We start from the raw sequence: 17413 nt of genomic DNA on the forward strand, positions 1-17413 counted from the left end.
CAGAAGATGACTCTTCTAACGGCGCTCACAGGTCTACGCACAAACAATCTGATGGGCCTCGCAGCCCCGCTTACGATCAGGGCGCGCACCGCCTATGCCGATGCGCGTATCGAGCGGCTGACGCAGATCCTGAAGGTCCCTCGACCGCGCCCGGTTCGGCCGACGAACCAGAAAAGCTCGGCTCTGCGAACGGTGACGATGAACAGCAGACCTTTGTCTTCGAGGAAATCGAGACCGGCATCGGTGCGATCAAGGCCCAGGTCAACGAGGGCCGTGAGCAAGCGGATGACAAGCGTACCGCGTCGGCGCCAGGGCCTTGCGCCCTATCTGGAACGGATCGAAACGGTCATTGAGCCGGAAGAGCTGGCTGAGCATGCCGTCAAGCAGAAGGTGCTGATCGGCGAGAACGTGTCAGAGCGTCTGGATGTGGTGCCGGTGAAGTTCCGTGTGATCGCTACGTGCCTTCAAGAAGGAGGACGGCGTGATCCAGGCCCGGCCCGAGCTATCGCTGAAAGTTGGTGACGGCGGGAATCGGGAAGGCGGCATATCGTGGGGGTGCTTGACGCCTCCACTTCTCCACCGAAGGAGCGATATGCCGTGTCCAAAGATAACATCATCAAGTTGATTCAGCCAGGAAACGTCGACGATCAACTCACCGAAATCTTGCGCAATGGGGCGCGTGCTCTGTTGGCCCAGGCGGTCGAGGCCGAGGTCGCGGACTTTCTCGGCAAGCATGCCGATTTGAAGACTGCGGACGGCCACCAGCGCTCGTGCGCCACGGTCACCTGCCGGAACGCGAGGTGATGGATGGTATCGGTCCGGTCGGCGTCCGCCAGCCGCGTGTACGCGATCGCGAGGCGGAGGCTACCGATCCCGACCGCATCCGGTTCTCTCCGTCGATCCTGCCGCCCTACATGCGCCGCTCGAAATCGATCGAGACGCTGCTGCCGATCCTTTACCTGAAGGGTATCTCCACCGGCGACTTCTCCGAGGCTCTGGCGGCGCTGCTCGGCAAGGATGCTGCCGGGTTGTCGGCATCGGCCGTCTGAAGGACGGTTGGCTTGACGAACACACCGCGTGGCAGAGGCGCGATCTGTCGGCGAAGCGCTACGTCTACATCTGGGCCGATGGCATCCATCTCCAAGCACGCCTCGAAGACGAAAAGCAGTGCATCCTGGTGCTGATCGGCGCGACGCCGGAAGGCCGCAAGGAACTGGTCGGCTTCACCGATGGCGCCCGCGAGAGCGCGCAGGACTGGCGCGATCTGCTGCTCGACCTGAAGCGGCGCGGGCTCGGCGTGCCGCCGCGGCTCACCATCGCCGACCGCCGACGGCGCGCTCGGGTTCTGGAAGGCCGCCGGCGAGGTCTGGCCGAAAACGCGCGAGCAGCGCTGCTGGGTACACAAGACCGCCAACGTGATCGCCAAGTTGCCGAAGAGCCAGCAGCCTAAAGCCAAACGCGCGTTGCAGGAGAGCTGGATGGCCGAAACCAAGGCCGCCGCCGAGCTGGCGTTCGACGCCTTCATCGAGAGCTATACGCCCAAATACGAGAAGGCGGCCGACTGCCTGAGCAAGGATCGGGACACGCTACTGGCGTTCTACGACTTCCCGGCCGAACACTGGAAACACCTGCGGACCACCAATCCCATTGAAAGCACCTTCGCTACCGTGCGCCACCGCACGATCCGATCGAAGGGCTGCCTGTCCAACAGAACGGCGCTCGCGATGGTCTTCAAACTGCTTGAGGCCGCGCAGAAAAGCCGGCGTCGTCTCGATGGCCACAACCAGTTGCCAAAACTCGTTCTCGGTGTGACATTCAACGACGGGATCGAGGTCATCGCCAAACCGACTGACCGTCAGCCCATAACCGCCGCCGCCTGACCGGCCGCGCCGTCACCAAAATTTGGCGATAGCTCCCTAGGTAGTGGACTGCTCTCCTCGCCGGTCAAGATGACATTTCTAAACCCACCGGTTCCATTGTCCAACTTAACAATTACGCTGCCGGTCTCAGAGCTCAGGGAGGTGACCGCTCTGAATAGTTCGTCTGGGTTCGTCGTGACGCGTCCGTTGGGCAACAGAAGGCCAACACACGTCGCCAATTGTCGGAAGTGGCTCTTGCGATTCAATAGATCAGGACCGCGCTGCAGAGCGAAGTCGTCTCCCGGCTGCGCGACACATAGCACATCCGCCAAGCGTGCAAACCTTCACTGAAGTAGCAGGGATAGATTCTCCAAGAGGATTTCTGACGAATGCGGAGTTGCTAATTCGCTTTACGAGCGCTTCGGACAGCAGAGTGCAATCATCAAGGACCGGTGCTTTGCGAGCGCCTCCAGGCACAAGCTGCGACAGGCTCGAGGCGTCGATATTGAGCGTCGCGCCGATGAAGGATAGCAGATCGGCTGGGATAGCTACCGGGGAAACTAGAGGTCTCCCTCCTGAGCAAACCACGCTGAACGGCAAGCCGGGTTGGCGGCGAGCGAAAGTTGAGCTGCTGTCAGATCAGCGCCCGACATTTGAGCCGTACCAGCATTCATGATTAGGATCCGAGGCACCAACGTTCTTCCGGCCGGAGATGGGTCAGTTCTTCTTGCGGTCATGGACTTAAAAATCATCTAATCTGCCTCGCGGCGTCTAATGTCACCGGTGCGATCAAACAACTGGATAGAGCCACGCACGTCGCTTATTGATAGGCTCATTATTTTGCAGACGAGGTGCATCTCCGTGTGGTTCGGTCGGCGCATGCGCGTGTCCCGATGCAGTTCAGTGGGAGGTCGGAAACGTCTAACCCTCGATGACATGCTTCGCGTGGCCTTTGCGGGTATGATCATGCGGACTCAGCAGGACAACGCTATTCTCGATGGTTGTCATGGAGTGGGAACAATGGATATTGCCTGAGAGATCTCAGGCACGCGATCACCTGCTCGGTTCTGCTCGACAGCGCTTGCGTGCATCTGGCGGTGGTGATAGGCGCACCACGATGACGGTTTCCTGCCCGGTCTTTGGTATACGGGCTCGCCGCACATAAAGGCCGCTCTAGGTGTTTAGTCCCAAGCTTTGATGGTGCATTCTTGTCGCACGATTCGAAGGATGCGCTATGGGACAAGTTTTACACGGCTGCGCCACCACGACGGAGGCAGTCCGTCGAGCAATACAAAATAGTCAAGAGAGCCTGAGAGCACTCGCCAAGCGCTACGGGATCAACCAGAAGACTGTCGCGAAGTGGAAGCAGCGCGAGACGTCGCCGATCGTTCGACAGGCCCCAAGGAAGCCAACTCGACAGTCCTTTCCATCGAGGAGGAGGCGGTCATCGTCGCTTTCCGGCGGCATACACTGCTGCCGCTCGACGGTTGCCTCTATGCCCTGCAGCCGACCATCCCGCATCTGACGCGGTCGTCCCTGCATCGCTGCCTCCAACGCCACGGCATCAGCCGATTGCCGTAGGTTGAAGGCGGCAAGCCTTCGAAGAAAAAGTTCAAGGCTTATCCGATCGGCTATTTCCACATCGACATCGCTGAGCTCCAGACCGCCGAAGGCAAGCTCTACCTCTACGTCGCAATCGGTCGCACCAGCAAGTTCGCCTTCGTACAACTGGCTAGGAAGACGGGAAGGACCTCCGCCTCGGCCTTCCTCGAAGCTCTGATCGCGGCTGTCCCCTACAAGATCCATACGGTTCTCACCGACAATGGGATCCAGTTCACCTTCTTGCCGCGCTACGCGGACGGCCCGACGGCAAGATACGTGACACATATGTTCGATATGCGCTGCCAAGAGAATGGCATCGAACATCGGCTGACCAAGATCAAGCATCCCTGGACCAATGGGCAGGTCGAGCGCATGAACCGCACGATCAAGGAAGCGACCGTCCAACGCTATCATTACGATCGACACGATCAGCTCGAAGCTCACCTTACCGACTTCATCACCGCCTACAACTAGGCTCGGCGGCTGAAGACCCTGAAGGGCCTCACGCCCTACGAATATATCTGCAAAGCCTGGACAAAAGAGCCCGAACGATTCACCCTCAATCCGCTCCAGCAAATGCCGGGACTAAACACCTAGGGTCTTCATCTTTGAAGCCGATAAAGGCCCGGCATTGGCCTTCAATGTGGTCGACTAGCTTTGGTGTCTCAGGAGGTTGTCCATCTGGTCTGAACCGAGGAAGCTGAGGTTGCGAAGCTTCAGCGTTTCAAGGAGAGACCGGATGAACGTCCACAAGAATGCGCCTTTGACGCCCAAAGGTCGAGAGGCGATGGTGCGGGGCGTGGTCGAGGGCGGGTTGAGCCAGGCCGCCGCGGCGGATCAGTTTAACACGACACCGAAAACGGTGGCCAAGTGGGTCAAGCGGTTCCGCGCAGAAGGTGTCGATGGTTTGCGCGACCGCTCGTCGCGACCTCATTCATCGCCAAGCCAAACCCCGCCTGCCACGCGCGCCGCCGTCGAGACGTTGCGCCGGCGGCGCCACACCGGCAAGCAGATCGCAGCCGAGGTCGCGGTGTCGCCGGCCACTGTCAGCCGCATCCTTCGTCGCTTGGGATTAAGCCGGCTACGCGATCTGGAGCCTGCGGAGCCGGTGCGCCGGTATGAGCGCGAGCAGCCCGGCGAGCTCATCCATATCGACATTAAGAAGCTCGGCAGGTTCGTAAGACCAGGCCACCGCATCACCCACGATCGCCAGAAGGGCGAAAGCCGCGGCGCCGGCCACGAGTTCGTCCACGTAGCGATCGACGATACATCGCGCTTGGCCTTCTCCCAGATCCGGCGGGATCAGAAAAAGGAGAGTGCCATCGCCTTCCTCAAGGAGGCTGTCACCTACTACCGCAGCCTCGGCATGAAGGTCACCGGCATCATGACCGACAACGGCTCCTGCTACCGCGCCAAGGCCTTCGCCAGAGCGTGCAGGAAGCTCGGCCTCAAGCACATCTTCACCAGACCCTACAGACCGCAAACCAACGGCAAGGCTGAACGCTTCATCCAGACCGCGCTCCGCGAGTGGGCCTACGTTCGCGCCTACGACACCTCAGACCTGCGGGCCAAAAACCTGCCAATCTGGCTTCATCACTACAACTGGCATCGCCCCCACGGTAGTCTGCAAGCCAAACCGCCCATCAGCCGCCTCGGCCTTCCGATGGACGACCTGTTGAGATTCCACAACTAACAGAACCTTTTGACGTCATCGGGCTCGTTCAACTTGCTGCTCCTGAATGCCAGGCTATCTCTTCTGATGTCGCGCCGGTTACACCGAGCGAGGCGTTGCAACGCAAGAGCTTTGCAGGTCGCCGTAGTCGCGCGCACTGTCGCACGCTTGCGCGCTGGGACCGCCCAAAAGCGCTGTAGGCGGTGCGAGAAGCTGGCTCGCCGCTTTGATTGTCTTTGAAGTGAGGTCTAAGTTGATCTTCTCTGATCTCGGCCACTCTGCGGTGATGCGGCTTAGGACAGCTGAACGGTATCGCTGTGGGATGGCAGCCCCTTCACAACCGCCTGCTAGCCGCGGCGCCGCGATCAACACGCAACGCATAGACATCTCGAGCGGTCGGCTGTCGCGGACCAGGATCTCGCCCAAGCATTGCGGCGTGGCTATGCCCATGTGAGACATTCGAAATCCTTCACAGTCCGGACGGCAGATGAAGACCCGTGCCTTCCTAAGATTGTACAATTTAACGCTACGTCCGGTTCAAGTTCTCTTGGCAGCCTGTATGCACGTGCCTAAGCGCCAAGGTCTGCTCGCAAAACGCCGCGTACAGTGTTGTTGCTGAATCATTCTGTGTCTCGATGTGCGTCACAATGCCACCCCAGTTGACAACAAGGTTCGGGCGGACGAGCTCCGGCCGGAAAGGTTCGTGCCTGCGCGGCAGCTACCCGCTCTAGTCGCAGTCAATTTCGCGGCCGGACATCCGGCCGTGCGGTAGTCATGAAATCAGTCGGATGGGCACCGAAGCCTCAGTGCCCAATGCGAGATCCGGATGGTGTTCGATCAGGTCGGCCTGACAGGAAGGGATTTATGTGACCCATTGCGCCATTCGAGGCGTGCCGCGCGAATATCGGAGCGTGTCCCCGATCCGGCGTACGCCGCGGTCGCGGCCGGCGGCTGGTCGAAATTATTGCAGTGGCTGATAAGGCGATAGAGGAGTCGGGCGCGCGGCTCAATCGAGGAGATGTAGAGTTGGTAATGGGTATGCGCGCCCTTGCCGTCGACGCCGTCGAGGGTCGCGGTATGCGGCGCTGTGAAATTGCCGTCGGAGCCGCCGCCGGTGAATACATCGAGCAGCTCGAAGCCGAGTTCGGCGGCAAGCTCCCCGGCGTGTTCGTAAAGTGCTGCGCCGGCGTTGCTCTTCTCGTAGGGCGGACGGTTCAGTTCGCCGGTCACCTTCACGGTGACGCCCTCGGTGCGCGCGGTGATTCCGAGCATCTTCGGCACCAGCTCGTCGGCGTCGGCGATGGTCGGCACGCGCAGATCGACTTCCGCATAGGCCTCCTCGGCGATCACGTTCGGCTTGGTGCCGCCGCGGACGACGCCGACATTGACGGTGATGCCGCGCTTGAGATCGTTCATCGCCTCCAGCGCCAGGATCACATGGCCGAGTTCCCGGATCGCGCCGCGGCCGTGCTCGGGGCGCGTGCTGGCATGCGCCGGTGCGCCCTTGATATGCAAGTCGAAGCGCGCGACGCCCTTGCGTCCGGTGACGATCTTGCCGCCGTCGCGCGCCGGCTCGTTCACCAGCACACCTTGCGGCCCTCGGCCTCGATCAGCGCCCGCGAGGTCGGGCTGCCGATCTCCTCGTCCGATGAGTAGAGAGGGGTGATGCCGAGCGGCGAGCGCGCATCATCGGCGCAGATCCGCCGGAAGGCATCATACGCAAGATACGCGCCGCCCTTCATGTCGTAGATGCCGGGACCGAACGCGCTGTCGCCGTCGATCCGGAACGGCAGGCGCTCGATGAAGCCCATCGGGTGTACGGTATCGAGATGGCTCAGCGCCAGGACGCCCGGTGCCTCCTGGCCCCAGGACGAGCGTGCGATCAGGTGATCCCCTCGGCCGTCGCGTCCCGCGACACGTTCCACAGTTGCCGGCAAGTCGCCATAGCCTGCGGCGACGAGGTCGACGAGCTTGTTGACTTGATCCGGCCGCTCCGTTGGAGACTCGATCTCAACCCAACGTCAGATACCCTCGAGGATTGCCGTTGCTCGAAACGGATCGCTGGACGTCGCCTGACGCCTGTGAACTCGCCTCTCATCGCTCATACAAGATCAGGATAAGACCCACGGTAATTCTATCATGATCTCGCGCGAAGGTCTTAAGATGCGCAATTGTTGTGGGGCACCTGTGCCTTCTGAAGCCTGGTCTTGTGAAGCCGGTCTTGCCGCGGCAATGATGCTACGCGGCTATCGATAGTAACTGAGCTACCAGGGCTGGTAGGTGTCGGCGCAATTGTAGAAGCTCAGGAGCGCGCCCTGGTATGGGCCGTCCTCGCATTGCTGACCTGCCTTCTGTTGCGCAAAACCACGACATCAATCCAAGAACGTGCCGTGCCGCTCCCTGGCACGGCTTGGCTTCGGCGGGAGCGCAGAATGCACCTGTGGAGCCGGCCGCCCGCCTTCCTCGTTCAAGTGCACGTATTCGATGCGCTGCTCGTGGTCTTATTCCGGGAGGATGTGCTTGCCGGTGATCGGAGAAGCCGTGAGTGCCGGCTCGCACGCGCGCGTGCCGTGATAGCGCAGCGCTCTACAACACCCTGAGAGACAATCTTGTCGATCTTTGCTCGTTCCACGAGGTAGCTGCACGCGCTTTGGTGTCTGGCCGCACGCATTCCTGCGTATGGCCGCGCGCATCGAAGAGGCGGAGGCACCCTCCTGCTCGGCCGGGAGGGTTTGCCGGAGGCCTCGCTGTTCCCCGGCTGCTCGGTTCGGCACATCGGGCTTTGTGAAGGCACATGTCCCGAAAATGCGCGGGTTCGCTTTTTGTCTGTTGACAGCTCTTGTTTGCAGCAGCGTTCAGTCGACGGCCGTGTTGGTGATGTCGGGCGTGCCGGCTTCGTCAATTCGCAGCGATATAGCAAAGACCAAGCGGTGTAGGAGATGTCCGGCAATGCGTGACGGCAACTCACTTCCGAACGAGGGAGCCGGTGCGTCATGGAACGCATGATCCACAATGCGCAGGTGACAAGGCATCGGCGGCATCCCCTAGTCGGCCGGCGGCAGCAACCGTGGTTGTCCGGTATTGCACTCTCAATGAACCCAGGCGCTGCATGACGGGCAGCTTTTACCGACGTATGAATCGATCCGAGAAATCCCGTGTGCAGCTTGCTTTCGATCTTGTCGAGAGCAGCTTTGGCGGTAGTTGCCATAGCTTCAATAGAATCTCGAACGAGCCTTTTCGCTACGCCCGCTGTTTCGCGGGTCTGCACGAAATGCCGCCCCTGTACGCCGGCAATCCTGTAGGAGTTGTATGTCCCTACCGACGTCACAAGCTTCATCTGCATGCGTTGCGCCGATCGGCCAAAAGAGAATCTGCGCCCTCAGCAGAATCGCCTGGTCCTCGGAAGGGACATCGCTGTCTTTCTGGCAGATCAAGAAGCTCCACCCTGCCGGCCGCCGCGCCCGGATACTTGCGTAGCGGCAAGCAGACAGCGCCTGACAGCAGTCCTCCTGCGGCAGCCGGAACAAGCGGCCATCCTCGGTCCACCGCAAGGCGCTCGATCACCAGCGCCGTGGTTCTGCCGAAAGTGGCAATCTCGGCATGGCTCACCGGCAGGCCGAACGCGGCAGTCAGCCTAAGGCAATCGCCGACGGTTTGGCCGACGGCCGTGCGCGAGAACGGGCCTGAAGCTGGACCATCTCGATGGATATAATGTGCTTGGCTTTCTCTGTAGACCAATGAGCAATAGCTCGATCTCGTCGAGCTCAATCCTATCCCCGCTAGGCAGAAAGGGGCGGCCATGCTGCTGGATTCCGTCGGCGCGATCGGTGCATGGCTGGAACGTCGCCGACTGGCCGTGCGGACAGGATCATGCCGATTGCAGTATTGGCGGGCGCTGGCCAGGGCAAATTGTTTCTCCTTATGCAGGGCATTGGCGCGCTTAATGTCCCCGTGAGAGAACACGCTTTTTTGCATCGATAAGATGCTCATCGAGTATTGCGTGCAGCGCGCCCCGCAGCTCCGGGGGGATCGAGCTGTCCGTATCAATCAATTCCCTAAACTTGCGAATGATGTGTTCTATCGTTGCGATGGATCCGAGTGCTTCCGTTTTTTGTGCGAACGTCATCGATCATCTCCTTTGGCCGGCAGCGTTAGCACCACGTAGCGGGCTCTGAAACCTCGGCAACGGTGCGCCGCAACAGGCTCTCGCCGACGACGAAGGCCGGCTCTTGCCACCTATTCGATGCCAACTGCGTTGATGCCTGGGCAAGCGGCGCAAGCTCGCAAGCCTCGCAGGAGCAGCGAGCATTCGTGAATGTTGGCCTTGGCGGTCACAACTGAACAGGGCCCGACTCAGTTGTCATTCGTTGGAAGCCGCGATCAGGCGCTCCAGTCGGGTGGCTGCGGCGCCGCGATCAAGCGCTTCCTGGCCAAGTGCGACGCCTTCCTGGAGCGTGGAGGCCCGGCCGGCCACGATCAATGCCGCCGCCGCGTTCAAAAGGGCGGCATCGCGATATCGACTTGCTGCGCCACCGAGCACGCTTTGCAGCGCGACGGCATTGCCGTCCACATCGCCGCTCTCCAGCGCCTCGGTGTGGCGGGGGAGCCCAGCATCTTCTGGCGTCACCTCGAAGGTGCGGACTGCACCCGCCTCGAGCGCGGCAACAAAAGTCGGGCCGGCAAGGGTTATCTTATCGAGCCCGTCTGAGCCGTGCACCACCCACACCGATTCGGCGCCAAGGTTCTTCAACACTAGGGCCAGTGGCTGCACCCATTCACGAGAGAACACTCCGACCATCTGCCGCTTAACTCCCACGGGGTTGGACAGAAGTGTGATTAGATTAAAAATCGTGCGAGTCCCAAGTGCAGTTCGGATCTGGCGAATACGCTGCATGGCCGGATACTGGGCCGACGCAAACAGAAAGCCGATGCCGGCTTCCTGTAGACAACGAGCAACGGCTTCAGGCGTGAGATCGGTCTTCACGCCTAGGCGCGCCAAAATGTTCGCGGTGCTCGAGCTTGATGACGCTGCGCGGTCGGTGTGCTTGGCGACAGGAACGCCGGCCCCGGCGACGATAAAGGAGGCGCACGTCTCCACGTTGACTGAGCAAAACGGGGTATCATTCGTGCTAGCAATACCGATGGGATCGCATGGCGCATCGACCCGTGGCATTCTATTGCGGATCGCGGAGGCAGCGCCGGTGACCTCTTCGACGGTCTCGCCGCGGACCCGCATTCCCAGCAACAAGCCACCGATCTGTGAAGGGCTCGCTTGCCCCGACATCATGCTGTCGAAGGCGAACTCACTTTCCTCACTTGTCAGAGTGGTGCCGCTGGCAACTTTGCCAATGATCGATCTAAGCGCTTCCATCGAACTTCACACGTTACCTGTCTATCCTCGGGCTCCTCGTTCAATAGGGGACTTTTCGTCGACGAGGCGTGGCGTCAATTGCATTGATATTGTTGTGCGAGCACCCGCTCGCGGCAGACCGTCCTCGATGCTTGCGTATCTGCCGCTTAAATGCGATTCCTTCGTCAGGCTACAACCTGACGCTACGTGAGGGTCAAGCGCTCCAGGCTGAGCTGCCCGATAGAAGTAATCGGCGACCGTGTCCGTCAGTTCTAAGTTATCGACGTCGCTCTCGATTGCCCGTGCCTGTTGTCCCGCCATCGCGTGACGGCCTGCTGGTCACGGTCGGCAATCTCTGAGCCTGAGGCGAAGGAGCAGCCACCTGGCTCGCCATCCCCTCATTTCGGTTCGTTACTCTTCTTGCCAGCGTCACCAGCGGAAATCATGTAGCGACATTTCAGACGACTGAGCCTCGATTGCTTGGATATGAGACAAGCGATGATGGCGACGCGATCCGGAATATGGCTGCTGCACAGGCGGAACACGTCCTCCATGCAGGCTTCTTTCTCCTCTACGGTCGGCGCGTGATCGCGCGCGTCTACTCGCTCTGGGATGAGGGCGGTCATTGCAAAAGCAAGGGGATGGCAGCCTTCAGGGGCGAAGCCAAACGAAGCCGCTGGTTTTGAATCATGGTGTTCCTTCGCGTCGGTTGGTTTGCGGCATGTTCTTCAGGCCTTCCGACCGAAGACATGCCGGATTGTTAGGTGGGCGGTAAGCGCTGTTCCGAACACACGGGTTCGAGACGTGAGCTGACCTCTATGTTTTTCGTTTGTGGAGGGCTGCCAGCCGGTCCGCCTCAGCTAGTGCTGCAGTCTTGATTTTAGATGGACCAACGTCGTGTTCTTGCGTGTCCGGTAGCCAAGCAGGCAAGAACCACCAACCGCCCGGGCGGTAACTCGTGCTGCTCCTGATCGATCCGATGTGTTCGGCTGTAAACCAACCGGGATCGACCCCGTCCTGTTGCCACAAGATGTTCTTGTCGCTCACCGGCGCGCCTCAAGAATGTTGGTTCGTCGATTTTCTTCGCCCAGGCCGGATTCTAGCCGTTTCCGTAGTTCCATGGCAACAAACTGTCGAGCTGGCGGTTCGGGTGACCGTTGACGATTCTGGTGAGGACATCGGTGATATAGGCCAGCGGGTCAATGCGATTCAGCTTACAGGTTTCGATCAAGGAGGCGATGACGGCCCAGTGCTGGGCACCGCCGTCGGAGCCTGCGAACAGCGCATTTTTCCGGTTCAGCGTGATCGGACGGATCAATCGCTCGACGGCGTTGTTGTCCAGCTCGATACGGCCATCATTGATGAAGCGCGTCAGGCCCTCCCAGCGTGAGAGCGCATAGCGGATGGCGTCGGCTAACTTGCCCTTTTGACTGATCAACGCGAGCTTTGCGCGGAGCCACCGCTCGAAGGCTTCCGCCAGCGGCTGGCCTTTCTGTTGCCGAACGAGACGGCGCTCCTCGGCGCTGCAGCCACGGATGTCCTTCTCGATGGCATAGAACTCGGCGATATGCTTGAGCGCCTCGCTCGCAATGGGCGCAGGACCGGGTGTGGCAAGTTCGTAGAAGTTACGTCGCATGTGCGACCAGCTTGCGTCAGGATAAGTCCTGGAAAGGAGGAAGAATGTGACCTGAAACCTTTCAACGCGACCCAGAGGGTTCGACGCCCTCGCGGCAAAGGCGGAGCCCGCCAGCCGGAAGCGAGTCTTGCATGGGTGACGGCAACGTCATTCGTGAAGCGTAGACAGCGGGTACTGAAGCCCTGTGGCAGCCTCGAAATCATGGTCGTGCTGAAGCCTTCGCCGTTTTGGATCCGGGGGCAGCACTGGGAAAGTCGCTATGGTCAGGCTTACCGGTTCGGCCGGGGTCTCAGAGCAGGGCAAAGGTACGGGATGGGCCACCAGGAAACCTGAGATGTCCCGTTTGTGTCCACATGAATCGGCCGGACAGGAGCACCGGCCTGAACAATGCTCCGGGCCCGATGACCGACTTGGCGAACATCGGGAGCGCAGACGCGAACACGAAACACCAAGGCATGTGGAATCCCGAGGCGAAGACATAAGCTGACGGACATGCGCGGCGGGAAGTCGTAGCGGCTTCGTAGTACCGAGGAAGGCGGGGAACTGGGCTCACCGGGACCCGCTGGAGGGAAGGGAGCCGTCACGCGTTAAGACCCATTGACGAGAAACACGGGAGGGAACCCTGAGTCCCGCAAACCTGTCCACGAAACGACAATGGATAGCCGATCTGGCGAGGCAACATCCCGAGCGGGTGCTGACCGCGCTGCATCACCTGATCGACCGTGAATGGATGCTCGAGGCTTATCGTCTGACGCGCAAGGATGGCGCGCCCGGCGTCGACGGCATGATGGCGACGGACTATGAGGCGAACTTGGAGGTCAATCTTGATGATCTCCTGGCGCGCATCAAATCCGGCCGTTACATCGCGCCGCCGGTGCGACGGCACTACATCCCCAAGGCGGATGGCACGGGACGGCCGCTGGGCATCCCGACACTGGAAGACAAGGTGGTGCAGCGGGCGATTCTCCTGCTGCTGGAGCCGATCTACGAGACGGACTTCTTGCCGTGCTCGTACGGGTTCCGATCGGGACGATCGGCCCATGACGCCCTGCACGCTCTACGTACCGGGTTCATGGAACAAGGGCTGCGCTGGGTGGTGGACGTCGATATCTCGAAATACTTCGACACCATCGACCACGCACACTTGCGCCGATTCCTCGACCAGCGAGTCACGGACGGTGTCGTCCGGAGGATGATTGATAAATGGCTGAAGGCGGGGGTGCTCGAAAAGGGCATCCTGCGCCGCACGACTGGTGGAACGCCCCAAGGCGGCGTGATCTCGCCACTGCTTGCAAACATCTACCTGCATTATGTGCTGGACGAATGGTTCGAGCAGGTGGCGCGACCGCGGCTCAAGGGGCGGTGCCAACTGGTTCGATACGCTGATGATGCGGTGATTGCCTTTGAGGACCACCTGTCCGGCAAGCGATTGCTGAACGTATTGGCCAAGCGGCTTGATCGGTATGGGCTTCAACTCCATCCGACCAAGACTCGCTTCGTAGACTTCCGGTTCAAACGCCCAGGCGGGCGTCATCCTGCGACGGCGGGGACCACGTTCAACTTCCTTGGCTTCACCCACGTGTGGGGTCTGTCGAGGCGAGGCAAGAATGTCGTCCGTCAGATAACGGCAAAAGACCGTTACGCACGCGCGCTGGCTTCTGTGATGGAATGGTGTCGGCAAAACCTGCACTGTTCGTTCAGGGAGCAGCACACCCATCTGTCACGGGTAATCCGGGGGCACTGCGCCTACTACGGCATCTCCGGAAACGGCCGACGCATCAGGTGGTACCACCACCAAGTCACGCGGATATGGAGGAAATGGCTCGCACGGCGTGGCCGCCACAGCAATCTGCCGTGGACGCGCTTCCGGGCCATGCTCGCGCGATACCCACTGCCAACAGCCAAGATCGTCCACCAATATGCCGTCTCGTGAGCGAAGCTTGCGCGTGAAGAACCGGATGCGGGTAATCCGCTCGTCCGGGTCTGTGAGGGGCGGGGATGGCAACACCCCCGCCTACTCGGCAGAATGCAAGTTGGACATCGCCACGCTCGGCGAGCTTGCCATAGCCGGCATAGCCATCGACCTGCAGGATCCCTTCGAAGCCTGCGAGATAGGCGATTAGCCGATCGGCTTTGCGATCGGGGGCACAGCCATGGCAACGCCCGGCGGATCGGCGCCGCCCCATGGCTGGTCGTCCGCTGCATAGGCCCAGAGCTGACCGGTCTTGGTGCGCCCGCGGCCGGGATCGAGCACCGGCATCGTCGTCTCGTCGGCGAACAGCTTTGGCCGTCGCCTGAGCTTGCCGAGGAGGCGCTCATGCAACGGACGCAGGTGGAAGGCTGCTTGTCCCACCCAGTCCGCCAGCGTCGAACGATCGAGCTCAATGCCCTGGCGGGCGTAAATCTGAGCCTGCCGATAGAGCGGCAGGTGATCGGCATATTTGGACACCAGAACCTGGGCGACGGTTGCTTCGGTCGGCAGTCCGCCCTCGATCAACCGGGCCGGGGCCGGCGCCTGCATGACACCGTCCTCGCAAGCGCGGCAGGCGTATTTGGGACGCCGGGTCACGAGGATCCGGAACTGCGCCGGGACCAGGTCCAGCCGCTCGCTTCTATCCTCGCCGATCCGATGTAACTCGCCCTGGCAGCAGGGACAGGTCTTGTCCTCGATGTCGACGACGACTTCGATCCGCGGCAGGTGCGCCGGCAAGGCGCCACGGTTGACGCGGCGCCTACCGGCTTGCACCTCACGGCCTTCAGGTGCGCTCACGTCCTGCGCCGTCTCGTTGTATGCGGCGACCTGCTCGACGTCTTCCAGGCCCAGCAGCATCTGATCTTCAGGCAGCGTCTCTGCCCGCCGGCCAAACCGATGTCGCTGCAATTCCTTGATGATCTGACGCAGCCGTTCGCTCTCGCATCGCTCGGCAAGCAGCATCGCTTTCAGCGTCTCGGGATCGTCAGGCAGGGCGTCGCTCACACCCAATTCAGAGCATATTCGCCGCTGTCTGACGACGCGTTCGACGCTCCTGATTCACTTCGCCGCAGCGCTGCCAACAATATCCGGCTTGCGTTGGCGCCGGCGTCTCTCGCGCCTCATGCACAAGCCGCCAGCCGAGCCCCTCCAGCAGCGCCGACAATTGCGCCGCCGACAGGCGCATCACGCCGTCCTCGATCGTCGGCCAGCGGAAGATCCCATCCTCGAGCCTCTTGGCGAACAGGCACAGACCCGTTCCGTCCCAGAACACCAGCTTGATCCGATCCGCCCGCTTGGCCCGAAACACATAGACAGCTCCCGAGAATGGGTCTGCCCGCATGCTCTCGCGCACCAGGATCGCGAGCCCTTCCATCCCCTTGCGGAAGTCCACCGGTTTGGTCGCCACCATCACCCGGACCGCACCCGACGGGCCGATCACCGGCTCGCCTTCAGTGCCTGGACAATCGACGCAATCATCGTCGTATCCGCACCACGACCGGCCCGGATTGTGATGCCGTCGACTTCGATCTCGATGATCCCGGCATCGCAACGGCGAGCCCGGGTATCCGCCTTGGCCTTGCAGCGCACCGCTTTGCGCTCCCGATCAACAGCGGACGCCGGCACCGCGGCATCCACCACCGCCGGCACAAACTGTACTTCTTCCACTTCGGAATGACCGCCCGCAGCTTCTCGCAACTGACGGCGCCAGCCAAACAACTGCTGCGGCGACAATCCATGCCGTCGCGCTACCGAACAGACCGAGCCGCCGCTCGCCACGATCTCCGCAACGATCCGCACCTTGTCCTCATCGCTCCACTTCCGCCGGCGGCCGGCTCCGGTGAAGACTTCAAGCCGCCGCACCGGCTCCGTGATAGCACTATGCTCTGTGTCCATTCTAAGCCTAACGGTGAGCTATCGCTGAAAGTTGGTGACGGCGGGAATCGGGAAGGCGGCATATCGTGGGGGTGCTTGACGCCTCCACTTCTCCACCGAAGGAGCGATATGCCGTGTCCAAAGATAACATCATCAAGTTGATTCAGCCAGGAAACGTCGACGATCAACTCACCGAAATCTTGCGCAATGGGGCGCGTGCTCTGTTGGCCCAGGCGGTCGAGGCCGAGGTCGCGGACTTTCTCGGCAAGCATGCCGATTTGAAGACTGCGGACGGCCACCAGCGCTCGTGCGCCACGGTCACCTGCCGGAACGCGAGGTGATGGATGGTATCGGTCCGGTCGGCGTCCGCCAGCCGCGTGTACGCGATCGCGAGGCGGAGGCTACCGATCCCGACCGCATCCGGTTCTCTCCGTCGATCCTGCCGCCCTACATGCGCCGCTCGAAATCGATCGAGACGCTGCTGCCGATCCTTTACCTGAAGGGTATCTCCACCGGCGACTTCTCCGAGGCTCTGGCGGCGCTGCTCGGCAAGGATGCTGCCGGGTTGTCGGCATCCGCCATCGGCCGTCTGAAGGACGGTTGGCTTGACGAGCACACCGCGTGGCAGAGGCGCGATCTGTCGGCGAAGCGCTACGTCTACATCTGGGCCGATGGCATCCATCTCCAAGCACGCCTCGAAGACGAAAAGCAGTGCATCCTGGTGCTGATCGGCGCGACGCCGGAAGGCCGCAAGGAACTGGTCGGCTTCACCGATGGCGCCCGCGAGAGCGCGCAGGACTGGCGCGATCTGCTGCTCGACCTGAAGCGGCGCGGGCTCGGCGTGCCGCCGCGGCTCACCATCGCCGACGGCGCGCTCGGGTTCTGGAAGGCCGCCGGCGAGGTCTGGCCGAAAACGCGCGAGCAGCGCTGCTGGGTACACAAGACCGCCAACGTGATCGCCAAGTTGCCGAAGAGCCAGCAGCCTAAAGCCAAACGCGCGTTGCAGGAGAGCTGGATGGCCGAAACCAAGGCCGCCGCCGAGCTGGCGTTCGACGCCTTCATCGAGAGCTATACGCCCAAATACGAGAAGGCGGCCGACTGCCTGAGCAAGGATCGGGACACGCTACTGGCGTTCTACGACTTCCCGGCCGAACACTGGAAACACCTGCGGACCACCAATCCCATTGAAAGCACCTTCGCTACCGTGCGCCACCGCACGATCCGATCGAAGGGCTGCCTGTCCAACAGAACGGCGCCCGCGATGGTCTTCAAACTGCTTGAGGCCGCGCAGAAAAGCCGGCGTCGTCTCGATGGCCACAACCAGTTGCCAAAACTCGTTCTCGGTGTGACATTCAACGACGGGATCGAGCTCATCGCCAAACCGACTGACCGTCAGCCCATAACCGCCGCCGCCTGACCGGCCGCGCCGTCACCAAAATTTGGCGAT

6 protein-coding genes and 8 pseudogenes are annotated in these 17413 nt (G+C 61.2%); 6 read left to right on the forward strand and 8 right to left on the reverse strand.

Translation table 11 applies throughout. The features are described from left to right. Window positions 1–6 precede the first annotated feature (6 nt). The 4 genes and pseudogenes from HU230_RS40230 to HU230_RS40245 all read left to right on the forward strand — a co-directional run. Window positions 7–493 (forward strand): annotated as a pseudogene (locus HU230_RS40230) (IS66 family transposase); the annotation flags it as partial. Window positions 494–597: 104 nt separating this feature from the next. Continuing rightward, window positions 598–1880 (forward strand): annotated as a pseudogene (locus HU230_RS40235) (IS256 family transposase). A gap of 1213 nt (window positions 1881–3093) precedes the next feature. Further along, window positions 3094–4058, forward strand: a pseudogene (locus HU230_RS40240) (IS481 family transposase). Window positions 4059–4200: 142 nt separating this feature from the next. Continuing rightward, window positions 4201–5154: an IS481 family transposase gene (locus HU230_RS40245; protein ID WP_176533561.1), complete on the forward strand. Its 954-nt coding sequence runs from the start codon at window positions 4201–4203 to the stop codon at window positions 5152–5154. A gap of 942 nt (window positions 5155–6096) precedes the next feature. Here HU230_RS40245 and HU230_RS40250 read toward each other — a convergent pair. From HU230_RS40250 to tnpC (HU230_RS40270), 5 genes and pseudogenes are all read right to left on the reverse strand, one after another. Then, window positions 6097–7142: pseudogene (locus HU230_RS40250) on the reverse strand (M20 family metallopeptidase); the annotation flags it as partial. A gap of 1931 nt (window positions 7143–9073) precedes the next feature. Next, window positions 9074–9259 (reverse strand): hypothetical protein, encoded by a 186-nt coding sequence (locus HU230_RS40255; protein WP_173640776.1) that lies wholly within the window; start codon window positions 9257–9259, stop codon window positions 9074–9076. A 234-nt stretch (window positions 9260–9493) separates the two neighbouring features. Next, a complete protein-coding gene (trpD, locus tag HU230_RS40260; protein ID WP_176533560.1) occupies window positions 9494–10504 on the reverse strand; it encodes an anthranilate phosphoribosyltransferase in 1011 nt (336 codons plus the stop codon). Between the two features lie 377 nt (window positions 10505–10881). Continuing rightward, window positions 10882–11109: a hypothetical protein gene (locus HU230_RS40265; protein ID WP_166072492.1), complete on the reverse strand. Its 228-nt coding sequence runs from the start codon at window positions 11107–11109 to the stop codon at window positions 10882–10884. Between the two features lie 473 nt (window positions 11110–11582). Beyond that, window positions 11583–12128: pseudogene (gene tnpC, locus HU230_RS40270) on the reverse strand (IS66 family transposase); the annotation flags it as partial. Between the two features lie 682 nt (window positions 12129–12810). Between tnpC (HU230_RS40270) and ltrA the strand changes: the two are divergent. Then, on the forward strand, window positions 12811–14052 hold the full coding sequence (gene ltrA, locus HU230_RS40275; protein WP_224924221.1) for a group II intron reverse transcriptase/maturase: 1242 nt from the start codon (window positions 12811–12813) through the stop codon (window positions 14050–14052). Window positions 14053–14140: 88 nt separating this feature from the next. On the opposite strand, the pseudogene tnpC (HU230_RS40280) reads toward ltrA, so the two are convergent. From tnpC (HU230_RS40280) to tnpA, 3 genes and pseudogenes are all read right to left on the reverse strand, one after another. Further along, window positions 14141–15054, reverse strand: a pseudogene (gene tnpC / locus HU230_RS40280) (IS66 family transposase); the annotation flags it as partial. A 124-nt stretch (window positions 15055–15178) separates the two neighbouring features. After that, window positions 15179–15532: pseudogene (gene tnpB / locus HU230_RS40285) on the reverse strand (IS66 family insertion sequence element accessory protein TnpB); the annotation flags it as partial. Then, window positions 15529–15954 (reverse strand): IS66-like element accessory protein TnpA, encoded by a 426-nt coding sequence (gene tnpA / locus HU230_RS40290; RefSeq protein WP_224944042.1) that lies wholly within the window; start codon window positions 15952–15954, stop codon window positions 15529–15531. The pseudogene tnpB and the gene tnpA, both read right to left, overlap by 4 nt. A 146-nt stretch (window positions 15955–16100) precedes the next feature. Between tnpA and HU230_RS40295 the strand changes: the two are divergent. Then, window positions 16101–17383: pseudogene (locus HU230_RS40295) on the forward strand (IS256 family transposase). The last annotated feature ends 30 nt before the right edge of the window (window positions 17384–17413 follow it).

Origin of the sequence: Bradyrhizobium quebecense (genome assembly GCF_013373795.3) — a bacterium.
GTDB classification, from domain to species: domain Bacteria; phylum Pseudomonadota; class Alphaproteobacteria; order Rhizobiales; family Xanthobacteraceae; genus Bradyrhizobium; species Bradyrhizobium quebecense.